General features: G+C 65.8%; 23 protein-coding genes. 9 read left to right on the forward strand and 14 right to left on the reverse strand.

Annotated features, from left to right (window positions below; translation table 11 throughout):
- Nucleotides 1-12: 12 nt before the first annotated feature.
- Together bla and ACT53M_RS02005 are read right to left on the reverse strand one after the other, a co-directional pair.
- A complete protein-coding gene (gene bla, locus ACT53M_RS02000) occupies nt 13-873 on the reverse strand; it encodes a subclass B3 metallo-beta-lactamase (RefSeq protein WP_476231119.1) in 861 nt (286 codons plus the stop codon).
- The gene (locus tag ACT53M_RS02005) at nt 870-2,984 is read right to left on the reverse strand and encodes a ComEC/Rec2 family competence protein (protein WP_476231121.1); all 2,115 of its coding nucleotides are present in this window, start codon (nt 2,982-2,984) and stop codon (nt 870-872) included. Before ACT53M_RS02005 ends, bla begins: the two co-directional genes overlap by 4 nt.
- A gap of 79 nt (nt 2,985-3,063) precedes the next feature.
- On the opposite strand from ACT53M_RS02005, the gene gltX reads away from it, so the two are divergent.
- From gltX to ACT53M_RS02020, 3 genes are all read left to right on the forward strand, one after another.
- Nucleotides 3,064-4,488, forward strand: coding sequence for a glutamate--tRNA ligase (gltX, locus tag ACT53M_RS02010; RefSeq protein WP_476231123.1), 1,425 nt, complete (start codon nt 3,064-3,066; stop codon nt 4,486-4,488).
- 30 nt (nt 4,489-4,518) lie between these two features.
- Nucleotides 4,519-5,802 carry a citrate synthase gene (locus tag ACT53M_RS02015; protein ID WP_476227736.1) on the forward strand — a complete coding sequence of 428 codons (1,284 nt, stop codon included), beginning with the start codon at nt 4,519-4,521 and terminating at the stop codon, nt 5,800-5,802.
- A gap of 154 nt (nt 5,803-5,956) precedes the next feature.
- Nucleotides 5,957-6,202: a hypothetical protein gene (locus ACT53M_RS02020; RefSeq protein ID WP_476227735.1), complete on the forward strand. Its 246-nt coding sequence runs from the start codon at nt 5,957-5,959 to the stop codon at nt 6,200-6,202.
- A gap of 66 nt (nt 6,203-6,268) precedes the next feature.
- Here the strand turns inward: ACT53M_RS02020 and ACT53M_RS02025 are convergent, their stop codons facing one another.
- Genes ACT53M_RS02025 through ACT53M_RS02050 form a run of 6 tightly spaced genes read right to left on the reverse strand, consistent with a single transcriptional unit; the run spans nt 6,269 to nt 12,639 of the window.
- A complete protein-coding gene (locus tag ACT53M_RS02025; RefSeq protein ID WP_476231125.1) occupies nt 6,269-7,681 on the reverse strand; it encodes a sensor histidine kinase in 1,413 nt (470 codons plus the stop codon).
- Complete coding sequence (locus ACT53M_RS02030; protein ID WP_476231127.1) at nt 7,678-8,760, reverse strand: DUF2336 domain-containing protein; 1,083 nt, start codon at nt 8,758-8,760, stop codon at nt 7,678-7,680. Before ACT53M_RS02030 ends, ACT53M_RS02025 begins: the two co-directional genes overlap by 4 nt.
- Before the next feature lie 35 nt (nt 8,761-8,795).
- The gene (locus tag ACT53M_RS02035) at nt 8,796-9,989 is read right to left on the reverse strand and encodes a hypothetical protein (protein WP_476227732.1); all 1,194 of its coding nucleotides are present in this window, start codon (nt 9,987-9,989) and stop codon (nt 8,796-8,798) included.
- Nucleotides 9,990-9,999: 10 nt separating this feature from the next.
- Nucleotides 10,000-11,196, reverse strand: coding sequence for an exo-beta-N-acetylmuramidase NamZ family protein (locus tag ACT53M_RS02040; protein ID WP_476231129.1), 1,197 nt, complete (start codon nt 11,194-11,196; stop codon nt 10,000-10,002).
- Nucleotides 11,197-11,201: 5 nt separating this feature from the next.
- Nucleotides 11,202-11,726: a DOMON-like domain-containing protein gene (locus tag ACT53M_RS02045; RefSeq protein WP_476231131.1), complete on the reverse strand. Its 525-nt coding sequence runs from the start codon at nt 11,724-11,726 to the stop codon at nt 11,202-11,204.
- Between the two features lie 10 nt (nt 11,727-11,736).
- Nucleotides 11,737-12,639, reverse strand: coding sequence for a LysR family transcriptional regulator (locus tag ACT53M_RS02050; RefSeq protein WP_476231133.1), 903 nt, complete (start codon nt 12,637-12,639; stop codon nt 11,737-11,739).
- A 90-nt stretch (nt 12,640-12,729) separates the two neighbouring features.
- Here ACT53M_RS02050 and ACT53M_RS02055 point away from each other — a divergent pair, with 90 nt between their 5' ends.
- From ACT53M_RS02055 to ACT53M_RS02070, 4 genes are all read left to right on the forward strand, one after another.
- Nucleotides 12,730-13,695, forward strand: coding sequence for an NAD-dependent epimerase/dehydratase family protein (locus tag ACT53M_RS02055; RefSeq protein ID WP_476231134.1), 966 nt, complete (start codon nt 12,730-12,732; stop codon nt 13,693-13,695).
- A 70-nt stretch (nt 13,696-13,765) separates the two neighbouring features.
- Nucleotides 13,766-14,482: an MgtC/SapB family protein gene (locus ACT53M_RS02060; RefSeq protein ID WP_476231136.1), complete on the forward strand. Its 717-nt coding sequence runs from the start codon at nt 13,766-13,768 to the stop codon at nt 14,480-14,482.
- 48 nt (nt 14,483-14,530) lie between these two features.
- Nucleotides 14,531-15,757 (forward strand): tyrosine--tRNA ligase, encoded by a 1,227-nt coding sequence (gene tyrS, locus ACT53M_RS02065; protein ID WP_476231573.1) that lies wholly within the window; start codon nt 14,531-14,533, stop codon nt 15,755-15,757.
- 85 nt (nt 15,758-15,842) lie between these two features.
- Entirely contained in the window at nt 15,843-16,163 is a 321-nt protein-coding gene (locus ACT53M_RS02070; protein ID WP_476231138.1) for a PilZ domain-containing protein, read from the forward strand.
- A gap of 3 nt (nt 16,164-16,166) precedes the next feature.
- Here ACT53M_RS02070 and ACT53M_RS02075 read toward each other — a convergent pair whose 3' ends face one another.
- Entirely contained in the window at nt 16,167-16,940 is a 774-nt protein-coding gene (locus ACT53M_RS02075) for a polyphosphate kinase 2 family protein (RefSeq protein WP_476231140.1), read from the reverse strand.
- Between the two features lie 74 nt (nt 16,941-17,014).
- Nucleotides 17,015-18,814, reverse strand: coding sequence for an aspartate--tRNA ligase (aspS, locus tag ACT53M_RS02080; RefSeq protein WP_476231142.1), 1,800 nt, complete (start codon nt 18,812-18,814; stop codon nt 17,015-17,017).
- 91 nt (nt 18,815-18,905) lie between these two features.
- Between aspS and rnd the strand changes: the two genes are divergently transcribed.
- On the forward strand, nt 18,906-20,081 hold the full coding sequence (rnd, locus tag ACT53M_RS02085; RefSeq protein ID WP_476231144.1) for a ribonuclease D: 1,176 nt from the start codon (nt 18,906-18,908) through the stop codon (nt 20,079-20,081).
- On the forward strand, nt 20,078-20,365 hold the full coding sequence (locus tag ACT53M_RS02090; protein WP_476231146.1) for an I78 family peptidase inhibitor: 288 nt from the start codon (nt 20,078-20,080) through the stop codon (nt 20,363-20,365). Before rnd ends, ACT53M_RS02090 begins: the two co-directional genes overlap by 4 nt.
- Before the next feature lie 57 nt (nt 20,366-20,422).
- Here the strand turns inward: ACT53M_RS02090 and ACT53M_RS02095 are convergent, their stop codons facing one another.
- The 4 genes from ACT53M_RS02095 to ACT53M_RS02110 are packed head-to-tail and all read right to left on the reverse strand — an operon-like array spanning nt 20,423 to nt 25,990.
- Nucleotides 20,423-21,919 (reverse strand): Ppx/GppA phosphatase family protein, encoded by a 1,497-nt coding sequence (locus ACT53M_RS02095; protein WP_476231574.1) that lies wholly within the window; start codon nt 21,917-21,919, stop codon nt 20,423-20,425.
- A 5-nt stretch (nt 21,920-21,924) separates the two neighbouring features.
- Complete coding sequence (locus tag ACT53M_RS02100; RefSeq protein ID WP_476231148.1) at nt 21,925-24,102, reverse strand: RNA degradosome polyphosphate kinase; 2,178 nt, start codon at nt 24,100-24,102, stop codon at nt 21,925-21,927.
- On the reverse strand, nt 24,099-24,713 hold the full coding sequence (locus ACT53M_RS02105) for a P-loop NTPase family protein (RefSeq protein ID WP_476231150.1): 615 nt from the start codon (nt 24,711-24,713) through the stop codon (nt 24,099-24,101). The genes ACT53M_RS02100 and ACT53M_RS02105 overlap by 4 nt, the downstream gene beginning before the upstream one ends.
- Nucleotides 24,710-25,990 (reverse strand): heavy-metal-associated domain-containing protein, encoded by a 1,281-nt coding sequence (locus ACT53M_RS02110; protein ID WP_476231152.1) that lies wholly within the window; start codon nt 25,988-25,990, stop codon nt 24,710-24,712. The genes ACT53M_RS02105 and ACT53M_RS02110 overlap by 4 nt, the downstream gene beginning before the upstream one ends.
- Between the last annotated feature and the right edge of the window lie 18 nt (nt 25,991-26,008).

Genomic DNA, 26,008 nt, shown 5'->3' on the forward strand with positions numbered 1-26,008 from the left:
GGGCAACGATCGTCACTTTTGCGGGGACGATCGCTGCAGTTCCGCTTCAAAATCCGCACGCGCTTCCTCGACGCGCCGGTGTAATTCGCCGGGATCGACAAAAGCCTCGGGATTTCCGGCGAGAAGTTTTGCCCGCTTTGCGTCGAAATCGAATTGCGAAGGGTGATAGCTCAGATAGACGTCCGCCTGCATCGCGCCGAGCTTGGCGAAGGTGGCGCGGAAATCGGCCGGTGCAGCGTCATAGCCATGACCGGGCGTCAGCGGCTGGTCGGCAACGGTGAGGCTGCAGGCGAACAATACCGTCAGGCTGTCGCCGCCCGAGGGGACTTCCAGCGTGAAGCTGGTGCACCCTTTGGTGTGACCGGGCGTGAGGTGCGCTACCAGCGTGTTGGTGCCCAGGCGAATTTCCTGCCCGTCGGCAAGAACGCCGTCGACTTTCACGGGTGGCGCAGTGATGGAAATATCGGGACGATAGTCCGATCGACCAAGCTCCAGCGCCGGTACCTCGGCAGCGCTTGCCAGCAACCGCGCGCCAGTCCTGCGCTTCAGCTCGGCGAGGCCGCCCGCATGGTCCCAATGCGCGTGGTTGATCAGCAAAATCTTCACGTCGCTCAGCTTGAAGCCGAGCTTCTCGATGTTCGCAGCAATCAGCGGCGCGCTTTCGGGCATGCCACCGTCGATCAGGATATGCCCCTGCGGGCTCGTGATGAGATAGGCGGCGATGCCCGCGGTGCCGACATAATGGACATTGCCCAGAATGCGGAAGGGCGCCACGGGCTGGTTCCATTCGGCTCGTGTCTTCGCCCAGTCGGTCTGCGCCTCGGCCGCAGGCGCAACTGTCAGCGCGATCGCGAGCATCATTGTGCGGATCATCGTCTTTCCTCTCCTTTCCCCGCGAATGGCGGCTGCACCGTCGGCGGGTCAAGCCAAGGTTGTCGCCCTTCCCCGCGAACGGTCCGAACGGTGCCGTCGGCAAGGCGGATCGCGACGCCGCCGCTTTGGGCCAGCGTGGTGCGGTCGAGCCGCAGCCAGCGCGGATGGCACGCGCGCGGCAGCCTGCGTTCGCTGATTACCAGATCGCTCGTTCCGCATAGCGCGACCATGTCGGCCCAGCGCAGCGGATAGGCGCTGCGTGTGGCGGCAATGCGCCACCGCCGACCGCCGCGCGTCAGATCCACGACGCAGGCATCCTGGCTGCACCGCGCCTCAGGACGGCCATCGAGCAGGTCGAGCCCGGCTTCCTCCACTCCTGCATTCTCCCCCAGCGCCGCACGGGTGAAGTCGCCGGTGCGGTCCCGCAATAGCGCGAGCCGCCCGTCGTCCGTGCGCACGGCGACATGGCGGCCGTCGCCGGTCACCAGTAGATCAGGCGCCGGCGTGAGCAGCGTCCATAACGCACCCAGAAAAATCGCCGCAAACCCGGCGATCCGCACCCCTGTGCGCCACAAACCCAGCCACAAGCCGCCGGCCACGATTAGGGCGAAGGCGCCCGTCGGCATCGCGGGCAATGCGGCCACTGCGCCGGGCGCATCACCAACCGCATGGGCGAGCCATAACAGCAGGTCGAGAGCCCGCGCGGTCAGCCACCACAAAGGCGCCCCCAGCCCCGCAATGTCGAGCAGCAAAGCACCTGCCTCCAGCGGCATCACGACAAAGGTGGTCAGCGGAATGGCGATGATATTGGCGACAGCACCGTACAGCCCGGCCTTGTGAAAATGGAACAGGCCTATCGGCATCAGCACCAGTTCGACGAGCAAGCCGGTGAGTAGCAGCGACACGGCCCCCCGCGCCGTGGCAGCGACACGCGATTCTTCCCGCGCTTCGAACCAGCCGCGCATATGGGGGCTTTCGTGCAACGCGATGATCGCCGCCACTGCAGCGAAACTCAGCTGGAAGCTGGGGCCAGCCAACGCCTCCGGCCAGCAGCAAAGCACCACCACCGCCCCCGCCGCGACCAGACGCAGCGTTACGGCCTCGCGCCCCAGGGTGAGCGCCGCGAGCACGAGCAGCGATGCGACGCAGGATCGTATTGTCGGCACCTGTCCGCCGGTCAGCCAAGTATAGCCGATCGCAGCAATCGCGCCCGCTCCGGCTGCGATCAGCGGCAATCGCACGCGGAGTGCCAGCCAAGGGCTGAGCGCGAGCAGTCGAAGGACCAGCAGCATCGCGGCACCGGTTGCAGCGGTGACATGCAGACCGCTGACGGAAAGCAGATGCGCCAGGCCGGCCCGGCGCATCGCATCCGAGTCGGACTGCGTGATGGCGCCTTCGTCTCCGGTCGCGAGCGCACTGGCGATACCGCCCGAGCTCCCCGGCAGCCGCGCCTGAATATGGGCCGTGAGCGCCGCGCGCAGATCCGCCGCCGCGCCTGCAGCCGGCCTTTCGACCTTGACCGAGCCGATCGCCTTGCCGCTGGCGCCGATCCCCGCAAACCACGCAGTCAGTCGGAAATCATAGGCTCCCGGCACGGATGGCCCCGGTGGCGGCACCAGCCGCGCCCGCAGCGAGAGTTGCGCACCGGTGGCGATACCGGAAACGCGATCGGTATCGGCGATATTCAGGCGGATATGTGCCGGCAGGTCGGGTCGACTGACCGGCGCCAGCAACAGCCGCGTCGATTCGCGCGCCGGCAGCGGCTCGACCCGTTCGACGGTTGCCGCAAATTGCGCGACTGCCGGCCTTGCCAGTACCGGCGCGGACACCGACTCGGCTCGCCACCAGATAAGGAGACACCCGGCCGCCATTGCGAGGCCGGTAACGAGCAACACGCGCCCTGCCCGTCCGGCAAGCACCGCGCCCAGCCCCGCTATCCCGATCGCGGCGCAGAGAAATGCTGCCCACCGGGGCGCATCCGGTAACAGGAACCAGGCCGAAATTCCCGCCCCCAGCGCCACGGGTATCCAGAGCACGAGTTGGCTGCGCTCCGCTTCCAGCCAGCGCTCTATGGATGCGTGCCCCTTGGGGAATCGCCACCCTGCCCCCATTTGAAGGCCAGAGTACCCCGTGCTAGGGCCCGCGGCGGCTGAACTGGCCATCGATACAACAGACTGGGAGCATGCGCGCTTGAGCGCAACATCAGATACCACCGGCGCCAAGCCCGTCGTCACCCGCTTCGCCCCTTCGCCGACCGGCTTTCTGCACATCGGCGGTGCCCGTACGGCGCTGTTCAACCTGCTGTTCGCGCGGCACCATGGCGGCAAGTTCCTGCTGCGCATCGAAGATACCGATCGCGCGCGCTCGACTCAGCCGGCGATCGACGCGATCCTCGACGGGCTGCGCTGGCTTGGGCTGGACTGGGATGGCGATGCCGTGTTCCAGTTCGCCCGTGCCGCCCGCCATGCCGAAGTCGCGCAGGCGATGCTGGAAAAGGGTGCGGCCTATCGCTGCTACCTGACGCAGGACGAGCTGGCGGCGATGCGCGCTGAAGCGGAGGCGGCGAAAAAGCCGCTGCGCATCCGCTCGCCGTGGCGCGACCGCAACGACGGCGACCCTGCCGTGCCGCACGTCATCCGGCTGAAGGCCCCGACCGAGGGCGCGGTGACGATCCGCGACCACGTTCAGGGTGAAGTGACCGTGCAGAACGCCGAGATCGACGATCTCGTCCTGCTGCGCTCGGATGGCACGCCCACCTATATGCTGGCCGTGGTGGTTGACGATAACGACATGGGCGTCACCCACATTATCCGCGGGGATGACCATCTCAACAATGCGTTCCGGCAATTGCCGATCTATCGCGCAATGGGCTGGGACGAGCCGGAATATGCGCACATCCCGCTGATCCACGGTGCCGATGGGGCCAAGCTGTCGAAGCGTCACGGCGCGCTGGGCGTCGATGCCTATCGCGACGAACTCGGCCTGCTGCCCGAAGCGGTCTCCAACTATCTGCTCCGGCTCGGCTGGGGCCATGGCGATGACGAGATCATCAGCCGCGAACAGGCGATAGAATGGTTCGATCTGGCGGGTGTCGGCAAGTCACCGTCCCGGTTCGACCTGAAGAAGCTCGAAAACCTGAACGGCCATTATATCCGCCAGTCCGACGATGGCCGCCTCGCCGATCTCGTGGCCCCGCGCATGGGCCTTCCGCTCAGCGACTCGCAGCGCGAACTTTTGCATCGCAGCATGGCCGCATTGAAGCCCCGCGCCGCAAATCTCCTTGAGTTGGCGGATGGGGCCGCGTTTCTGTTTCGCACCCGCCCACTCGAAATGGACGAAGGCGCCGCAGCTCTGCTAGAGGGCGAGGCACGTGCCTTGCTGGCTCGGGTTCACACCGCGCTTGACGGATTGAAAGCCTGGGATACGGAGGCGCTCGAAGCGGCGGTACGCACCGTCGCCGATGATGCGGGCGTGAAGCTTGGTGGGTTGGCGCAACCGTTACGCGCCGCGCTTACCGGGCGGCGCACCTCGCCAGGCATATTCGACGTTCTGGTTCTGCTGGGACGCGAGGAAAGCCTGGCCCGCATTGCAGACCAGTTACGCGAACCCGCTTGATAAGAGGGTCGAAGGAAAGGACGACGTTCAATGAGCGATACCGCCAAGCTGCAGATTTCCGGCAAGGAAGTCGAATTTCCGGTCCTGTCGGGCAGCACCGGCCCGGATGTCGTCGACATCCGCAAGCTGTATGCGCAGACCGGCGCCTTCACCTACGATCCCGGGTTCACCTCGACCGCTAGCTGCGAGTCGGGCCTGACCTTCATCGACGGTGACGAAGGCGTACTCCTGCATCGCGGCTATCCGATCGGCCAGCTCGCCGAGCATTCGAGCTTCATGGAAGTTTCGTACCTGCTGCTGAACGGCGAACTGCCCAGCCAGGACGAGCTGTCGAAGTTCGAAAACACGATCACCCGCCACACCATGCTGCACGAGCAGCTGGCGACCTTCTATCGCGGTTTCCGCCGCGACGCGCACCCGATGGCAGTGATGTGCGGCGTGGTCGGTGCGCTTTCGGCCTTCTACCACGATTCGACCGACATCACCGATCCGCAGCAGCGCATGATTGCGTCGCACCGCCTGATCGCCAAGATGCCGACCATCGCGGCGATGGCGTACAAGTACAGCGTGGGCCAGCCGTTCCTCTATCCGAAGAACGACCTGAGCTACACCGGCAACTTCCTGCGTATGACCTTCGGCGTTCCGGCCGAGGAATATGTGGTGAACCCGGTGGTGGAAAAGGCGCTCGATCGCATCTTCATCCTCCATGCCGATCACGAGCAGAACGCCTCGACCTCGACGGTGCGTCTTGCCGGTTCGTCGGGCGCCAATCCGTTCGCCTGCATCGCCGCAGGCATCGCCTGTCTGTGGGGCCCGGCGCATGGCGGCGCGAACGAAGCGGCGCTCAACATGCTGCACGAAATCGGCCGTCCGGAGCGCATCCCCGAGTTCATTGCCCGCGCGAAGGACAAGAACGACCCGTTCCGCCTGATGGGCTTCGGCCACCGCGTGTACAAGAACTATGATCCGCGCGCGACGGTGATGCAGAAGACCGTACGCGAGGTGTTCGCGGCGCTCAACGTGTCCGATCCGGTGTTCGAAGTTGCGCTGCGGCTCGAGGAACTGGCGCTGAAGGACGATTATTTCGTCGAGAAGAAGCTGTTCCCGAACGTCGACTTCTATTCGGGCGTGATCCTGTCGGCGATCGGCTTCCCGACGACGATGTTCACGGCGCTGTTCGCGCTCGCCCGCACCGTCGGCTGGGTCGCGCAGTGGAACGAAATGATCTCGGACCCCGCCCAGAAGATCGGCCGTCCGCGTCAGCTCTATACCGGCCCGACGCAGCGCGATTACGTGCCGCTCAGCCAGCGCTGATCCGGCCGGCAGCACAAGAAAAGACGGCGTCTCCGTTCCAAGCGGAGGCGCCGTTTTCTTGTGTCCAAGCTGAACCGCCGCCTACAATCGAGTTCAGGCTGACGAAGCATTGCCTCCGCTAGACCGTTGATACGGAAAGAGACGGAGGATCATCATGAAGATGCTGAAGATCATCGCCGCTGCGGGATTTGCCGTTACTGCCCTTGCCGGCGCCACCAGCGCCAGCGCCCAGGACTGGCGCGGGGATTACCGCGATCGCGAGCGCTATGAGCATCGCTGGGATCGCGATCGCTACGAACATCGTTGGGATCGCCGCCATTATGGCTGGGATCACCATCGCCGCCCGGTCTGCTGGACCGAATGGCATCACCATCACCCGGTACGGGTCTGCCGCCGCTAAGCGGCAGCAGGACTGACCCGAAGGGGGCGCCCGCAGGAGGAGGCGGGCGCCCCTTTTCGCATCGGGTCAGCCTCTGAGTGGCAGCATGAATACGAAGCGTGCGCCCTGCCCGGGCGCACTATCCACGAACAGATCACCCCCCATGGCCCGCGCGAGCTTGCGGGCAATGTAGAGCCCCAGCCCGCTTCCGCCCGGCTCGCTCATGTCCACGCGCGCGAATTTCTCGAAGATGCGGTCCTGGTCGGCTAGCGCGATGCCCTTGCCCTGGTCCGCCACGATCACGCAGCCCAAATCGCCCTCGCGCTCCAGCCGGATCCATACAGAGGCTCCTGCCGGCGAATAGCGCACAGCATTGCCGATCAGATTGACCAGCACCTGCAACGCCCGCCGGAATTCGCCGGTGACAGGCAGCGTCTCATCCACCGCCGGCCGGTCGATCCGAACTTGCGCCTGGCCCGCGCGGACGGAGAGCAGGCCGGCAGCCCGGCGGGCTACATCGGCCAGGTCGATCGCCTCGCGTGCAGGCGCAAAGTCGGGGCGTTCGATCGCCTGGAGATCAACCAGGTCTTCGACCAATCCCAACAGATGCCGGCCAGCGCTGGCGATGTCCGCGGCATAGCCCGCATAATCCTCACGCACCGGGCCTTCGGTCTGAGCGCTGATCGAATCGGCATTGGCGATGATCTTGCTGAGCGGCCCGCGCAGCGCCCGATCGAGCCTGCGGCTGAAAGACGGCGGAAAGCCGCCGGGACGGTCTGCCTCTTCCTTCCCGCCCCCCTCGGCGGGCAGCGGCGGCAACATGCCCGGACCGTCTCCCTCGTCCAGCATATGCGCTGCACCGATGAAGCCGACAAAGCGCCCTGCGGGGTCGCTGCGCGGGCTGGCATCCAGCCGAAGCGTCCGGCCGGTGCCGCGCAATTCCGCCTTCTGGCCATCAAACCGCGCCTGCGCCGCAACTGCGCTCAGGATCGGCAGATTGCCGGTTTCGTCCTGCTCCAGCGCAAACAGGCGGGTGATCGGCTGACCCAGCATATCGCGGGCATCGAAGCCGAAGCGCTCTCCCGCATCGATCGAAAGGAAGGTGAAACGAAGCGAAGCATCGGTCTCCCAAAGCCAATCGCCCGACGCACGATAAAAGTCACCGTCGCGTTCTGCCTTGGCAGCCGGACGCCATGCCGGCCGCGGTCGCCAGCCGCTCACTTCCAGCCGCACACCGCCGTGATCCGGCCCCGCCCGCACCCACAGGTCGATATCGTCCTCACCGTCGGCGGCAATGACGTTCCGCGAAATGGGAATGCCCAGCCGCTGTGACAGGCGGGCGATGGCCGCAATCTGCGGCACCGCCAGCGGTGCGCCGATGCTGCCACCGGCGCGCTCGTTCAATTCGCGCAGTCGCGGCTCGGCGTCCAGCAGCCTGCCCGCCGAATCGAGCCGCCCGATTGCCACCGGCAGCACGGGATCGAGCACGTTGAGGTTCATGCCCCGCCCTCCTGCCGCTTCAGCGCGGCGCGGGCGGCGCGATAGTCGGGGTCGAGCGACAGCGGGGCCAAGGCGGTCCGGGCCTGTTCCGCGCTCATCGTTTCGAGCGCGTCGACCGCATCGGCCAGTGCATGCAGATCGCGGCGAGGATCAGCCTCGCACAGCGCGTAGCCGATCTGCGCAAGCGCCTCACGCGGCACGTCGAGCGCATGCAGGGCTAGCAAAAGGCGTTCACCGCCGGGTTCGATCACCAATGCCCGCGCATCGGCATAGTCGAGCCGGCAAGCATGAGCGAGCAGCGCCGTGAACAACTGTATCCGCCGGTCGCGCAGTGCCTCCACCAGCAGGGCGGAAAGTTCCGCCCGCGCCGGATCGACTCGGCTGGCGAACAGCATCGCCGCTGTCTCGATCCCCGCCTCACCCGCAGGCTCGGCGATCGCGCGGCGCGCCGCCTCGCACAATACCAGGTCGATTGCTGGGTCGCCGGGCATGGCGATTGTGTCACGCATGGCGGCTGCAACGGCCCAGATCAGCGCCCGCTGCACTTTGGCGGGCAATTCCACCTGTCCCAAATCGGGACTATGGCGGCGACTCTCGGCAATCAGCACGCCGCGGGCGGCGTCGCCAATCGCCCGATCGGGATGCTCGACGAATCGCGCGACCAGACTAGGGCGCTCCGGATCGTCGGGGGCCTGCGAGGGCAGGGCTGCGCCCATCTGATCAAGCCGCACCCGCGCCAGCAACGCCCCGATCAGCTCGGGCTGGTGCAGCAGCTCGCTTGTCTGCAGCCGTTCCCAGGCAGTGCCCGGCGCCGGCAAGCCCGCCTGCGCATCTTGCCCGACAAGTGCCGAAAAATGGCTGAGAACCGCGCCTTCCGCCGCATGTACGGCGCCGCGAAGCAGCCAGTGCGCCTCTGCGCGCATCCGTTCGTCGAGGCGCAGCGTATCTGGCAGGAAGAAATCGTTCATTGCCGCGCGCAGTCCGTGCCGCGCATGCGCATCCGCCGCCGCGGCACGCGCCAGCAGCTCCCCGGCGCCGATGGGGTCGCCATCGCGCGTGTCGACAAAGTCGCCCGACATGCACCTCGATTAGCGGAACTGTGATTAAGATGAGCCTAAGGCTTTTCTCGGGTTGCCTCAATTGCCGCCGCAAGCGTCGCAAGCCCGTAAACCACGATTCCACCCAGACCGAACACCGCATGCCCGACCAGCGCGAAGGGCGTCAGCAACAGCAACTGCGCCGACGGGCTCGCCCACCAACGCCGGTGCCGCGGCGGAGCACGTTCGATCAGCAACTGTACCGCGACGCCGGTAAGCGCCAGCACGGCCGGGGTGGCGGTGCCAAGCGCCCGGTATTCGCGCCAACCGCTGGCCAGCGTGAGCAGCGAGAACAGGAGCAGGATCGCCTGTTCGACCTGCTGCGCCCGCCGCTCTTCGCCGCGCAGGGCCGCATGCCCCGCACCGGTCGCGAAGGCCGCCGTGGCAAAAAGACCGCCGATCAGGCCCACGCCCTGATAGCCCACGAGCGATAGCACCAGGGCGATCAGCCCCAGCACACCGCCCGTCGCGACGATCGCCCAGCCGGGAACATTGCGCGCGACCAGTTCGGGCAGCGCGAGCCGCGCGGCGCGGGTGAATACCCAACGATCTGCCCAATCGCTGCGACGTTCGCTGAGCGCCGTCAGAACACCGGCGTTGCGCATCGCCAGCCCTTCGGCGCTCCGCTCGACAGCATGGCCGCCGCGCAGCCAGCGCGCGGCCAGCGGCACATGCACGGCGCCGGACTGCGCCGCGATGCGCAGCAGTGCCGACTGGAAATCATAGTCCTCGGGCATCTGCGCGATCTGGATCAGTTGCGCCGCGGAGATCCGCGCAACCCCGGCCCAGCAGTCATGCATGTCGAGCCGTTCGATCGCAGCAGGCGATTCGGCATCGTCGGTGACAAGCAGCGCCTCGCGCGCCTCGCCCGCCATCCGGTCCATCACCGGATCGGTGGTGACGAGGCCATCCGCCATCACCAGCACCTGCGCGTCCGGCTTCATCCGCTCGGCCGCCTCTTCGGCGGAGCGGACCACTTCGATCGCCAGATCGCGCTTGGCGGCACGATTGACCGCCGCAAGCAGCGCAGGCGTGACCCTGCCCACGGCGACCAGCACCTGTTCGGCACCGGCGCCCGCGAGCAGGCGTATCTGATATTCCAGCAGCGTCATGCCGCCAAAGGGCAGGCTGGCGACCAGCGTGCCGGGGCGATCCTCAGCCTCTTCGACGGCGAAGATCAGGCCGGCGAGCGTACGGGTGGGTGCGACCATTACCGGTGCCTCAGTACAGCAGATGCGGTGCGCGGACGGCGCGCCATGCGCCCTCGTCCTGCCCCGTCAGCGCATCGAGATCGGCAGGTGCGGCCGCCGCATCGTCGACCCATGTCCGCAGCCCCGGGCCACCGTTGATCACGTCGATCGCCAGCTTGTCGAAGACATATTCGTACGGAAAATCACGCCACAGCTCATAGTCGGGATAGAGCGTGCAGATCGCCTTGAAGCCCAGCGCCTGCACCCGCCACGGGCGGAAGGCCGCATGGTCATAGCTTGGCCCATCCGCATGCAGGAACACGCCTGAGCAGAGCTGCCCGACATGTTTGTGGAAAGTCGGCTGGAACCACATATCGCGCAACGTACAGCCAGTCAGCCATTCCGGCGCCAGTCGTCGCATTTCGGCAATAACTGCCCGCGCGTCGATGTCCGGCGCGCCGAACAATTCGAGCGGCCGGGTGGTCCCACGCCCTTCGGACAAGGTCGTCCCCTCCAGCATCACCGTGCCGGCATAGCCGCGCGCCATGTTCACATTGGCGGCGTTGGGGCTGGGGTTGATCCAGGGGCGCTCGGGCGGCCAGCCGAAGCCGGGTGCCGTCTCGGGGGCCCAGCCTTGCATCGCGACCACCTGATACGCGACATCCAGGCCGTAGTGCGCGATGAACCAGTGCCCCAGCTCGCCCAGCGTCATGCCGTGCCGCATCGGCATCGGCCCCGCGCCGACAAAGCTTTCCCAGCCGGGCAGCAGCGTCATCCCCTCAACCGGCCGTCCCGCCGGATTGGGCCGGTCGAGCACCCACACCGCCTTGCCATGCTTTGCCGCCGCTTCGAGCACGTAGAGCAGCGTGGTGACGAAGGTGTAGATGCGGCACCCTACATCCTGCAGGTCGACCAGCATGACGTCGAACATGTCCATCGACGCATCGGTAGGTCGCCGGACTTCGCCATAGAGGCTGAACACCGGCATGCCATATTGCGGGTCGGTGAAGTCCGAGGACTCCATCATATTGTCCTGCAGGTCACCACGCACGCCATGCTGCGGGCCGAACACGGCGGTGATGTTCACCCCCGCCGCAATCAGCGCATCCAGGCTGTGGGTCAGGTCGCGCGTTACCGAAGCGGGATGCGCGAGCAGCGCGACACGCTTGCCCTCCAGGGGTTTGCGCAGGTCGGGTTCGGCAAAAAGTCGATCGATTCCGAAAAGCATGAGGATCAGTCTGCTGGCGGCAGTTCGAGCACAAAGCAATCGGGATCGTGAAAATCCGGCTTGTCCGCGCCATGACGCAGCGCCCAATAGGATAATGTCCCCGATTTTTCTTCGATGACGGCGGTGAGGGACAACCGCAACGGGCCGGCGCCGATGCCGTCGAGTTGCACCCTCACGCCCAGATACTGGCCTTCGTCATAGACGCGCACCTCGGGCGGCGTGGCGATTGCCAGCGGGGCCATGCCTTCGCGCGGCCCGCTGAAAGCATAAGCGGCCCAGGCGCCGGAGGGGGAAAAGTTAAATTCCCGATAGGCGCCGGCCTCGCCCGCGACGAACAGCTCGAAGCAGGTCGAGCGCCACAGTCCGTCGGTCCGACGGGGCGAAGCCGGAGCCGGCATGACCAGCGCGTCAACATCGCCATGCAGCCGCCACAACAGTGTCAGGGCGTGTTGATCGCGTTGCACCAAGCCGTCGATCCGACGGATCGCCTTGCCGGGCGTCGTGCTGTGGGGTGTCAGCGCAAATTCCATGGCGGCATTTCTAACGCGAATTGGCTGCCTTGGTGAGTGCTGTCATTTCCTCCACCAGAACATCGAATACCGCGCGGCAGCGGGCATTGGCGCGCATATCTTCGTGCATCACCACCCAGGTCTCAAGCTCGAGCGAAAAGGCGTCGGCGAGTACGGGCACCAGATCGGGCTCGCGGGCGGCAAGGACCGCCTGACAAATGCCGATGCCGAAGCCGGCGCGGATCGCCGCGAATTGGGCCGCATCGCTCTGCACCCGCAAGGCAAAGGCTTCGCGCCGCAGTATCGGGTAGCGCGCGGCGATCGAACGGATTGCCGGCGTTTCGACGTCATAGCCGATCAGGTCGTGCGCCTGCAGCGCGTCCATCGTCGCGGGCACACCGCGCCGAGCCAGATAATCGCGATGCGCATGCAACCCCACCCGAAGCGTCCCCACCCGCCGCGCCACCAGCGCCTGTTGTTGTGGCGGCACCATACGAATGGCGATGTCCGCCTCGCGCCGCAGCAGATCGTCGACGGCATTGGACAGCGAGAGTTCGATCACCAGCGCCGGGTAGCGCGCGCGCAGGCGCGTGAGGATCGCGGGCAGGTGCGCAACACCCACCATTTCGCTCGCGGCAATGCGCACCGTCCCGCGCACTGCATCCCTGCCGCCCTGCGCCGCACGCAGGAGCGCTCCCGACGTGGCGGCAAGGAGATCGGCGTAGGGTTGCAGTTCCAGCGCGCGGTCCGTGGGCGAAAGGCCACGCGGGGTGCGCAAGAACAGGCTGGCGCCGATCGCCGCTTCCAACGCATCTATATGCCTTGCGACGCTCGGCTGGGTTAAGTTCAATGCGCGCGCGGCCCCGGATAACGACCCTTCGCGCAGCACAGCCTGAAAGCTGCGGTACAAATCCCAACTGGGCGCCTCATTCATCTATTTTCGTATAACAGATCGACAGATTCAGGCAATTTCGTTGAACTCTTGCCTGCGCGAAATCCCGGTCCGGCAGCAATGGAGGACTCGATGGAAACGCAGACGGCATTGGTATTGGGCGCCACGGGCGGCATAGGCGGCAGCGTGGCCGACCGGCTTGCGGCGGAAGGCTGGCGTGTCCGGGCGCTTCACCGCAACCCCCGGCCGAAACAGGATGCGCGGTTCGAATGGATAAAGGGCGACGCCATGTCTGCCACCGATGTCGCCGCATCGGCCGACGGGTGCGACCTGATCGTCCATGCTGTCAATCCGCCCGGCTATCGCGACTGGGACAAGCTGGTCCTGCCGATGATCGACAACAGCATCGCAGCCGCGCGCCGCCGCACTGCCCGCATCCTGCTTCCGGGCACCGTCTATAATTACGGGCCCGATGTGTTTCCCGACATCTATGAAACAGCCCCTCAAACCCCGCGCACCCGTAAGGGTCGCATTCGCGTCGAAATGGAGATGCGACTGCGCGCAGCGGCAGAACGCGGCGATGCAACGGTACTGATCGTTCGTGCTGGCGATTATTTCGGCCCCGGCGGCGCGAACAACTGGTTCGGCCAGGCACTCGTACAGCCCGGCCGCCGACCCACCGCCATCCGCTATCCGGGCAAGCGTGGCATTGGACATCAATGGGCTTATCTTCCCGATGTCGCCGAAACCATGGTGCGGCTGATCGCCCTTCCCGCGCTACCAGCCTTTGTCGACGTGCACATGGCGGGCCATTGGGACGCCGACGGAACACAGATGCTGGCCGCCATTCGGCGCGTGCTGGGCGACCCAACATGCAAGGTCCGACCGATGCCGTGGGGGCTGATGCGCCTCGCCGCACCCTTTGTTCCGCTGCTGCGCGAATTGATGGAGATGCGCTATCTCTGGCGGCAGCCGGTCCGGTTGCGCAGCTCCCGCCTGGAGGCGTTGATCGGCGCCGAGCCGCATACCCGGCTGGACGATGCGGTTCGGCAGACCCTCGCCAGCCTCGGTTGTCTGGGCCCTACGGATTTGTCCTAAGCCTTGCCTGCTGCTTGCTGCACGACCAAAGCGGCGTACCACCGAAACGAATCGCGCGGGGGCACCACATATGAAGTTCCTCCACACCTTCCAGCTTGCCGCCTATTGCGACACGCTGCTCAGCTATTCGCTGGCGCTGCTACTAGGCGCGGCGATCGGGGCGGAGCGACAGTTTCGCCAGCGCACGGCGGGACTGCGCACCAATGCGCTTGTTGCGCTGGGATCCGCGGCATTCGTCGATCTCGCGCAGCGGATCGCCGGCGATCTCGAGGCGGTGCGGGTGATTTCCTATGTCGTCTCCGGCATCGGCTTTCTAGGCGCCGGTGTGATCATGAAGGAAGGAATGAACGTCCGCGGCCTGAACACTGCCGCGACCTTGTGGTGCTCGGCGGCGGTCGGCGCATGTGCGGGGAGCGACATGGCGGCCGAGGCGGCGACTCTCGCGGTATTCGTGATCGCCGGCAACACGCTGCTGCGCCCCGTCGTCAACGCCATAAACCGCGTGCCGTTGGCCGGCGGGCATGTCGAGGCGACCTACTTCGTTACGCTGACGGCCGAATCCGCCGAAGTCGACCGGCTGCGCGACCTGCTGACCGACCATCTCGAACTCATGCGTTACCCGGTTGCCGAGACGGAGACCACCGAACGCCCCGACGGCCTGATGGAACTGCGCGCCCGGCTGGTCTCAACCGCCGCGCTTGACGCCGATCTCGATGCGATCACGCATCATCTGGCCAGCCGCCACGACGTGCAGCATGCCACCTGGGAGCTGCAGACCCAGGATTGAACGCCGGGGATGACGCAGCCGCGCGCATTGGCTATGCGCGCTCGCACCATGACCGAATACAAGTCCGATCTGCTTCGCCTGCTCGCCACGCGCGGGTACATCCATCAGGTGACTGACGCCGAGGGCCTCGACGCGCTCGCCAGCAAGCAGATCGTGCCCGGCTATATCGGCTTCGATCCTACCGCACCGTCGCTCCATGTCGGCAGCCTGGTGCAGATCATGCTGCTGCGGCGGATGCAACAGAGCGGCCATAAACCCATCGTGTTGATGGGCGGTGGCACCGGCAAGATCGGCGACCCGAGCTTCAAGGACGAAGCTCGCAAGATGCTGACGCTCGACACGATCAGCAGCAACATCGCCTCGATCAAGACCGTGTTCGAGAACTTCCTGACGTTCGGCGACGGCCCAACGGACGCGGTGATGGTCGACAACGCCGACTGGCTCGACAAGCTGGAGTATATTCCCTTCCTGCGCGACATAGGCCGGCATTTCTCGATCAACCGGATGTTGAGCTTCGATTCGGTCAAGCTGCGGCTCGACCGCGAACAGTCGCTGAGCTTCCTCGAATTCAACTACATGATCCTCCAGGGCTATGACTTTCTGGAGCTGTCGCGCCGCGCCGGCTGCCGGTTGCAGATGGGCGGATCGGACCAGTGGGGCAACATCGTCAACGGCATCGAGCTGTCGCGTCGCGTCGACGGTACCGACGTGTACGGCGTCACCACGCCGCTCATCACGACGGCGGACGGCGGCAAGATGGGCAAGACCATGTCCGGCGCCGTATGGCTGAACCCGGACGCCCTGCCACATTATGATTACTGGCAGTTCTGGCGGAACACCGACGACCGTGACGTCGGCCGGTTCCTGCGCCTGTTCACCGATTTGCCGCTCGACGAAATCGCCCGGCTGGAAGCGCTGGAAGGTGCCGAGATCAACGAGGCAAAGAAGATCCTCGCCAATGAAGCCACGGCCATGTGCCGCGGCCGCGCCGGCGCCGAGGAAGCGGCCGAAACCGCCCGCAAGACCTTTGAGGAAGGAGCATCCGGCGGCGCGCTCCCGACGCTGTCGGTGGGCGGCAGCATCAGCGTGGTCGATGCGCTGGTCGGACTGGGCTTTTGCGCATCGAAGGGCGAAGCGCGGCGTCTGATCAAGGGCGGTGGCGCGCGCGTCGAAGGCGACAAGATCGACGACGAAGCCGCCATCATCGCCGTGTCAGGCGAGGTCCGCATTTCCGCGGGCAAGAAGCATCACGGCCTGCTGACGCCGGGCGCATAACCCGGCGTTAAGCACGGTTTTTGTCGGACCATTCACACGCGCCACCTATCCCTTTCAGCGTACCTCCGGTTTCGATGAGGCGCCTGTGGGTTTTGTGTACGGAAATCTGGCCTTTGCTGACAATCGCCTCGTCGACCGGGATGAGGTGCATTTCCGTGCCCGCGCATTCGGCCCGGATGCGCGCCAGCTCACCTTCCTGATCGTCAACGTTTCGCCGCACGGGCTGATGGCGCGGTGCGAGGGACATTTCGAGGCGGGTGACCGCCTGCGCGTGCGCTTGCCCAAGGTCGGAGTGGTCGTCGCGGAAGTCCGCTGGGCATTGGGCGGGCGGATCGGCTGCCAGTTCGAACGCGCGATCGATCTCGCCGGCTATTACGAGCTGCTGGCAGTAATGCTCGGCAAATAGCCGTCAAAGCTTGCCCAGGGCTGCCTCGGCAAGCCTTGCCACTTCGGAATCGAGTTCAGGCGGTGTCATCGGTACATGCGCCTCCAGTTGATCGGCAATCGCCGTAAGCGCGGCGATCCGCGCGGCCTTCTTGTCGTTGCCATCGATCAGCGTCCAGCGCGAATGGGGCGTGTTCGTCTCGCGGAACATCGCGTGCATCGCCTCTAGATAATCCGCCCGGCGCGCGCGATTGCGAAAGTCTTCCGCACCGATCTTCCAGCGCTTCCAGGGGTGCGTCACGCGGTCGCGCAGCCTTTTGTCCTGCGTCTCCTGCGTCACGTGCAGGAAGACTTTCACCAGCGTCGCGCCGTTGTTGACCTGTTGCGATTCGAAATCGTTGATCTCCGCAAAGCCGCGCCGCCATTCCGCCTCGCTGGCCAAGCCCTCGACCCGCTCGACCAGCACCCGGCCGTACCAGGTACGGTCGAACACCGCGATATTGTGCTGGGCGGGCAGGCGCTGCCAGAAACGCCACAGGAAATGGTGCGAAAGCTCTTCCTGGGTCGGCGCGGCGATCGGCCACACCTCGTAATAGCGGGGATCCCATTCGGCAGTCAGCCGCTTGATCACCCCGCCCTTGCCGGCCGCGTCCCAGCCCTCGAAAGCGATGATCGCGCGGCGCTTGTGGACGATGTGCGCGGTCTGGATATGGCTCAGCCGCCGCTGCAGTTTCGCCAGCTCGGCGTCATAGTCGCCGTTGAATTTCTTGCCGGATTCATAATCCGATAGATCGATCATGCCGCCTGCCTTCCTCTGGCGGCATCAAAGGCGGGGCGCGGCGGCTTGGCAAGGGGCCGCCGCGCCCGTTCGCCTCAGTTCGCCTTCGGATCGACACCCGGCGCGAGGCGGATGTGCAGTTCCTTGAGCTGCTTGTCGCTGACGATCGAGGGTGCGCCCATCATCAGGTCTTCAGCCTTCTGCGTCATCGGGAAGGCGATCACCTCGCGGATGTTCGGTTCGTCGGCGAGCAGCATCACGATGCGGTCGACGCCCGGGGCCGAGCCGCCGTGCGGCGGTGCGCCGAACTTGAAGGCATTGATCATGCCCGCAAAGTTCGTGTCGACATCCTCGCGGGTATAGCCGGCGATTTCGAACGCCTTATACATGATCTCGGGCTTGTGGTTCCGGATCGCGCCCGAGGACAGCTCGATGCCGTTGCAGACGATGTCGTACTGATAGGCGAGGATGTCGAGCGGATCCTTCGTCTCCAGCGCCTCCAGCTCGCCCTGCGGCATCGAGAAGGGGTTGTGGCTGAAATCGACCTTCTTCGCGTCCTCGTCATATTCGAACATCGGGAAGTCGACGATCCAGCAGAACTCGAAGCGCTTCTTGTCGATCAGCTCGAGCTGGTCGGCAACGCGGGTGCGGGCGAGCCCGGCGAGCTTGGCGGCCTGTGCTTCCTTGCCGGCGGCGAAGAAGATGCCGTCGTTCGGGCCAAGGCCCATCGCCTCGGCAATTGCCTTCATGCCGTCCTGGCCATGGTTGTTGGCGATCGGACCGCCGAACACGCCATCCTTCTGCGTCGCATAGCCGAGGCCGGGGAAGCCTTCCGACTGCGCCCAGCTATTCATGTCGTCGAAGAACTTGCGGCTCTTCTCGTGCGTGCCGGGCGCCGGGATGGCGCGAACGACATCGCCGCCCTCGACGATCGAGGCGAAGCGGCCGAAGCCCGATCCCTTGAAGAAGTCCGACACGTCGGCGATCACCAGCGGGTTGCGCAGGTCGGGCTTGTCGTTGCCGTACTTCAGCATCGATTCACGGTACGGGATGCGCTTGAACGGCAGCGCCGACACGCTGCGGCCCATGCCTTCCCAGTCTGCAAACTCTTCAAACACCCCGTGCAGCACCGGCTCGATCGCCGCGAAAACATCGTCTTGCGTGACAAAGCTCATTTCGAAATCGAGCTGGTAGAATTCGCCTGGGGACCGGTCGGCGCGCGCGTCCTCGTCGCGGAAGCAGGGTGCGATCTGGAAATAGCGGTCGAAGCCTGCGACCATCAGCAGCTGCTTGAACATCTGCGGTGCCTGCGGCAGCGCATAGAATTTGCCCGGATGGACGCGGCTGGGCACCAGATAGTCGCGCGCACCCTCCGGGCTCGACGCGGTCAGGATCGGCGTCTGGAATTCGGTGAAGCCCTGGTCGATCATCCGGCGGCGCAGCGACGCGATCACGTTCGAGCGCAGCACGATGTTCTTGTGGACCTTCTCGCGGCGCAGATCGAGATAACGGTTCCGTAGCCGGATTTCCTCCGGATATTCCTGATCGCCGAACACCGGCATCGGCAGGTCGGCGGCCGCCGACTGCACGGTCACTTCAGCCGCACGGACCTCGATCTCACCGGTCGGCAGGTTGGGGTTCACTACGCTGGGGTCGCGCGCGACCACCGTACCGGTGACGGTGATCACCGATTCCGAGCGCAGCGACTCGATCGCGGCAAAGGCCGGGCCGCTGACGTCGGTAACGATCTGGGTGACGCCATAATGGTCGCGCAGATCGACGAACACCAGGTCGCCATGGTCGCGCTTGCGGTGCACCCAGCCCGACAGGCGGACCGTCTGCCCGACATCGGCGGTGCAAAGCTGGGCACAATTGTGGGTGCGATAGGCGTGCATGTTCCTCGACTTCTCGATTTGTAACTCGTGGAGGGCGCATTCCGGTCACACCCCACTTTTGTCAACCCGAAGACCGGTATATGGGCTTCGGATGCATATTCATGGTCTGATCGAAGACAGCGCTACTCTCGCCGATCTCTGCTCCCGCCTCGCGCAATCCGACTACGTTACGGTCGATACAGAATTCATGCGCGAAAACAGCTACTGGCCCGAACTTTGCCTGATCCAGGTGGCGAACGACAAGGAGGCTGCGGCGATCGACCCCAAGGCGCCCGACCTCGACCTTGGCCCCCTGCTCGACCTGCTGGTCGACAATGAGGAGGTGCTGAAGGTCTTCCACGCCGGCGGCCAGGACATCGAGATCGTCTACAACCTTACCGGGAAGACGCCGCACCCGATGTTCGACACCCAGGTTGCCGCCATGGCGCTGGGGCAAGGCGAGCAGGTCGGCTATTCGAATCTGGTCGACGCCTATCTGGGCATCACCGTCGACAAGGGCGCGCGCTTCACCGACTGGGCACGGCGGCCGCTCGACAAGCGCCAGATCGACTATGCGATCGCCGACGTGACCCATCTGTCGAAGATCTTCCCGAAGATGCTCGACAAGCTGCGCCGGAGCGGTCGCGGCGCCTGGTTGGACCAGGAAATGGAGAGGATCAGCAATCCCGAAAATTACCGCAACGATCCCGATCAGGTGTGGCAGCGCGTCCGCGTCAACAGCCGTAAGCCCGACGTGCTGGGTCGGCTGAAGTCGCTGGCGCGGTGGCGCGAACTGGAAGCGCAGGGCAAGGATCTGCCACGCGGGCGGATCATGAAAGACGAGACGCTCGCCGATCTCGCCGCCAATCCGCCACGGAAGCAGGCCGATCTCGCCAAGGTGCGAGGCCTCTCTGCCGCCTGGGCCGGCAACGACATCGGCGGACGGCTGATGGATGCCGTGGCCGAGGCCAAGCCGATGCCCGCCAGCGAAATGCCCGGCCGCGAGGAGCGCAAGCCGGCACTGGGCAAGGATGGAGCGCTGGTCGCCGATCTCCTGAAGCTGCTGCTCAAGATCCGCGCCAAGGAAATCAATGTCGCCGCGCGGTTGCTGGCCCGATCCGAGGATCTCGAAGCACTGGCCGCCGGGGTGCGCAAGGATCTGCCGATCCTGGAAGGCTGGCGCTACGAACAGTTCGGCCGCGACGCGCTGGCGCTGGTCGAAGGCCAGCTCGCCTTCGCAGTCCGCAACGGCAAGCTCAAGATGAGCCGTACCGAGGAGCAGGCATGATCCGGGGCGCGGCCCTGATCCTGCTCGCCGGCGTTACCGCCGGCTGCGTCCCTGAAAAGGTGAAGCCGCTGCCGCCGGGAATCGAGTGCGACGCCAACCGGGTGCTGTACCTGAAAGGCAAGCCCCGCTCCGCCGCGATCGAGGCCGAAGCGATGCAACATGCCGGGGCCAGGCGGGTGCGCTGGATCGAGCCCGGTTCGGCCGTGACGATGGATTTCCGGCCGGATCGGCTGAACCTGCATGTCGATGCGGCCGGGAAGATTACCGACGCACGTTGCGGGTGAGCCTTCTACACAAGCTTCCCACCTACTCCCCTCCCGCTTGCGGGAGGGGAATGGCGCTCACGTCTCCAACACCGGCTCCCGCTCCATCGCGGCCGCCAGCGCCCGGTGGCGCTTCTCTACCGCTTCGCCGTACAGCGGCTCGTCGCCATCGGCGAGGCTCAGCACCAGCGCCGTATCCTCAAGCCGCAGGCGCGAGCGCTTGAGCGGCGCAGCCACACCGCCGCTCAGGCGCTGCCCCAGCCGCATCGCGAGGCCCCATCGCTTGGCCTCGGCCAGCGCCTCAAGCGAGGCGAGCCTGGTCAGCGGCACCGGCGTATCGAGCGCACCGCCCAGCGAGGTGTAGAGCGCCTGCGCCACCATCGCCCGTCCGGCTGCGTCGATGCCGACCCAGTTGCCGTGCAGCCCGATCTCCATGCCGCGTTCAGCCCGGAACTCCGGATTTGCGCGCCAGCCCACATCGGCCAGCAGGCAGGCGGTATGGCGCAACCGCGCCCATTCGGGGCTGTCGTGGAACAGCGGTGCCAGCCACGCATCCAGCAGATCGCCATGTTCCGGGAACCGCCCGAGCCGCTGCCCTTCCTCGCGCGCGGCCACTATCAGCGGATCCTGCCGACGCTGTGCTGCCGAAAGGCGCTGGAACAGCAATCCCTCGCGCAGGCCGTATGCAGAGACGATCGCGCCGGCGCTGCCCAGTTGTTTGCCAACCGCCACCAGCACCGCCGCGGCGTCGGCCAGTGTCGGAATGCGCGCGCTCGACAGGTCCGGCACGGTGCGCAGATCGGCCTTGGTCGCGCCTTCGACGTGGCGCCCCAGTTCGGCCACCCGATCGATCGCCAGCGAATATTGGTGGACGATCGGCAGCGGGTATCCGGAGAGGTGCATGTCCAGCTTTGCCAGGGACCGCCAGGAGCCGCCCACAAGGTAGAAGGGCAACCCCTTCCCTCGCCCCCGCCAGCCGGCTGCGTCGATCAGCCGGGTCACCTCGCGGTCGAGCGCGGTCTTTCCACGCCCACGGATCGCGCCCAGACGCAGCACGCCCAGCGGGAAGGAGACCCGGTCAGTCACCGTCCCCGCAACCACCCGCACCAGCTCCAGGCTGCCGCCGCCCAGATCGCCCACAATACCATCGGCGTCAGGAATACCCGACAGCACGCCCATGCCCGATGCGGTCGCCTCTTCCTCGCCCGAAAGCAGCTCGACCTCGAGGTCCAACGCTTCCGCCGCCGCGATCAGTTCGCCGCCGTTCGCGGCATCCCGCACCGCCGCCGTGGCGACAGTACGCAGCTCGCTGACCTGCATTTCGCGGGCGAGCAGCGCGAAACGCGCCAGCGCCGCCCGCGCACTGGCCAGCGCCGCGGCATCGATGGTGCCCGTTTCGGCCAGCCCCCGGCCCAGCCCGGCCATCACCTTCTCGTTGAACAGGATGGCCGGCAGCCGCGCCGGGCCTTCATAGACAACCAACCGGACGGAATTGGACCCGATATCGATGATCGCCGTGCGCGGGCGGGCGGAGACGGCCTCCACGCGCGGCTTGCGGAACAACATCGTCGTCACCCGGCTCAATCGCCCTTCGCCATGGCCGCCCGGCGCTTGCGCGGCGACAGCTTGGGCACCGGCTTGCGCGACCCAAGGGCGGCGCCGCGACCCGACAGCGAGGGGTTGGTCATGAAATAGCGATGCAGGTTGAATTCGCCATCCTCGCCGGGCTCGACGCGGTCATAATGGCCATCGGGCGCCAGCAGCCAGCTTTGTTCATTGTCCAGCAGGTTCGCCACCATCACCTGATCGAGCACCTGATCGTGCACGGTCCTGTTGAGGATCGGCAACATGAACTCGACGCGCCGGTCGAAGTTGCGCTGCATCCAGTCGGCCGAGGAAATGAACACCTTCGCGCCGTCGTTCGGCAGTGCCTTGCCGTTTCCGAACACCCAGATGCGGCTGTGCTCCAGAAACCGCCCGACGATCGACTTGACCCGGATATTCTCGCTCATGCCGGCGACACCGGGACGCAGGCAGCAGATGCCGCGCACCACCAGCTCGACATGCACGCCTGCGCCGCTCGCCTCGTACAGCTTCTCGATAATCGCCGGGTCGACCAGCGAGTTCATCTTGGCCCAGATCGTCGCCGGCTCACCCGCGCGTGCATGGGCGATTTCCTCGTCGATCAGGCCACCCAGCCGATTGCGCAGGTCGCGGGGCGAGATACCAAGCAGCTCGAGATGCTGGGGCTCGACATAGCCGGTGACGTAGTTGAACAACTGCGCGGCATCACGGCCCAGTCGCGGATCGGCCGTGAAGAAGCTGAGATCGGTATAGATGCGCGCCGTGATCGGATGGTAATTGCCGGTGCCGAAATGGCAGTAGGTGCGATAACCATTGCCCTCGCGTCGCACGACCATCGACACCTTGGCGTGCGTCTTCCAGTCGATAAAGCCATAGACCACCTGGACGCCGGCGCGCTCCAGTGCGGTCGCCCAATAGAGGTTCTGCTCCTCGTCGAAGCGCGCCTTCAGTTCGACGACCGCGGTGACGGACTTGCCGGCCTCGGCCGCCCCGATCAGCGCATTGATGACGGCCGGCTGCTTGCCGGCGCGATAGAGGGTCTGCTTGATCGCCACGACATCAGGGTCCGCTGCCGCCTGCTGGAGGAAGCTGAGCACCACGTCGAAGGTTTCGTACGGGTGATGGACGATAATGTCCTTGGCGCGGATAGCGGCGAAACAGTCGCCGCCATATTCGCGGATGCGCTCCGGGAAGCGCGCCGAAAAGGGCGTGAATTTCAGGTCGGGCCGGTCCTCGTCGACCAGCAGCGACAGGTCGCCCACACCCAGAAAGCCGCCGGTTTCAGTAAGCAGCGCCTCGCTGCCGCCCAGTTCTTCCTTCAGAATGGCTTCAAGATCGGGCGCGATCCCTTCTTCCATCTCCAGGCGGATGACGCGGCCGCGACGGCGGCGCTTGATCGCGGAGCGGAAGGTCAACACCAGATCTTCGGCCTCTTCCTCGATCTCGATGTCGCTGTCGCGCAGGACGCGGAAGGTTGCGGCGCCGAGCATCTCATACCCGGGGAAAACCAGCCGTGCGAAATGCTTGATCAGCGTTTCGATCGCGACATAGCGGGCCGGTGCACCGGGCAGGCGCACGAACCGCTTCATCGTCGTCGGCAGCATCACCAGTTCCTGGATCGGCTCGCGGTCGGACTTGCGGACGAGGTTGAAGATCACGCTCGATCCCTGGTTGGGGATGAACGGAAACGGGTGGGCCGGATCGAGCGCCTGCGGCGTCAGGATCGGGAAAATCTGTTCGCGGAAATGGGCCTCCAGCCATTCCTCCGTCTCGCCGGTAATCGCGTCGGCTTCGAGCACGAAGATATTGGCGAGCGCGAGCTGCGCGCGGATATCGACCCACACGGCCTGCTGTTCGTCGGCCAGCGTCGCCGCCTCGGCCGAAATCGCCTCCAGTTGCTGCGCCGGAGTGAGGCCATCGGCAGAGCGGGTGTCGATGCTCTGGAGCTGCTGGCCCATCAGCCCGGCAACACGCACCATGAAGAATTCGTCGAAATTGCTACCCGAAATGGACAGGAAGCGCAGCCTTTCGAGCAGCGGATGGGCGGGGTTGCACGCCTCCTCCATCACCCGACGGTTGAAGGCGAGCCAGGACAGTTCGCGATTGAAATAGCGGGGACCGGCATCGGCGGCGGGCGCGACGGCGGTAATGGAGACGGTGGCAGAATCGGTCATTCGCTCTCGCTATCGTCGGAATGCGTCAAAAGGCTTGCAGCCTTGAGTGTAGATCGCACGACCGGCAGCGACAAACGGCCATCGGTCTCGGTCTCCAATAGGTCCGCCACGCGCAGAATGGCGACATGGCTGCGCTCGATCCGCTTCGCGATCCAGGCGATCACGGCGGGCGAGGCATGGAGCAGATGGCGCGCAAAGGCACGGTCGAGCAATTGCGGGATCAGCGCATCGTCCGGCGGCCCTATCTCCAGCAACGGCGAGGCGGCGAGGCGAGAACGCAGGTCGGGCAGCCGTACCGCCCATGCCGGCGGCGCGGCATCGGCGACGATCAGCAACGGCTTATGTTCCGACTGCGCCCGGTTCCAGGCATGGAAGATGTCGGCCTCTTTCACGCGCTCGGCATCGTCGATGATCGTCGCATCGCTTTTCGCGGCGAAGATCCTCGCGAGCAGGCTCCGCCCGGACTTCCGCGGACCGACCAGCACGGCCGCGAGCACCGGCCAGGTACCCCAATGTTCAAGCTGATGGACGGCGCGGGCGTTCGAGTCGCTGATCAGGAACTCCGTCTCGCACGCTTCCGGCAAACCGAGCGGCAGGCGGAGCTGCGTCATTGGTCGCGTGGGCTGGGTGAGGGCCGCGGCGTGGCGCCGGTGCGGGGCGTTCCCGATGCCTGCGGCGAAGCTGCCCCACCTCCCCGTCGGACGCGGAGCACGCCAGGGCCTTCCTGCACGCTCCACCCACGTGCCTCCAGCGAGGCGCGCAGGCTGGCCTGCGATCCGTCGAAGGTGACGCGCATCACGCTGATCCCGCCCAGTGCAAGGCTGGTGGTGTTGGCAGTGCGCACACCGGGCACGCCGCGGATCGCGGCCTCGGATGCCGTTACCGCGCCGGCATTGGGGGTTTCAAACTGGACGCTGATCGTTGCGAGCGACGAAGCCGAAGGCGTGGGAGACGGGGTATCGACGCTGTCGTCCCCTTCCTCCTCTGCAACCGCCGGCTGTGCGAGCGGCGGACGGGCAGACAACACCGAGTCGGTGCGCAGCTGCCCGCTTGCCAAGGCGGCCTGATAGGCCTGGTCGATCCGCTGGACGCCTGCGTCGAGCAGCGCGTCGATCGCGTCACCATTGTCGATTCGCAGCGCGAATCGCGCAACCGGCAGCCGGTCCGGCCCGTGGCTGGCGGCGAACGTGCCCACCACCGGACCGCCCGGATATTCGCGCCGCAACTGCACTTCGGCGACCAGCACATCGTTGGCGCCATATTGGTCGAGGATGGTCCGCCACCAGTTGCGGCCGCGGCGCAGCGTCTGCCCCGCATTGACCAGGAGCGAATCGGGTCCGGTGCCGCGCAGGCGGACGTAATCGATCGTGCTGCCACCCGCGCGGAACCGATTCCACGCGCGCGCCCAGGCCGTCTCGCGCTCAAACACCTGTGCGGTACCGGCCGAAATCTGCAACGGCACCAGCAGCATCGGCGGCGAATGGGTCACGGCGATCGAAACGCCCAGAATCGATCCTGCCTTGGCCCGATCGAACAGAACACCAAGCCGCCCGATATAGCGCGAAGGGCCAACCTGCTCCCGCTCCACCACGATGCCGGTGACAATCGAATCGAGCACCGAATCGGGCAAGCTACCGGGTTGGCCGGTCAGCTTTCGCGAGAGCATGTCCCAGCCCTTGCGCTGCGCGAGACGCCAGCCACCCTGCCGCGCAATATCCGCATCTTTCCCGGAGACGTCGACCTGCACACCGGGCACTTCAAAGCTGTTCACCGCGTCGGCGGGCGCGGCCGGCCCGCCACCCTGCGATTCAGCCATCACCACCCCGGCACCGGCAAGCGCGAGCGCAGAAGCAGCAAAAATGGCGAGGGGACGGCGGCGAAACTGCATGTGGGCGCCCTTTTGGCG

This window comes from Sphingomonas sp. DMC6 (genome assembly GCF_056314225.1).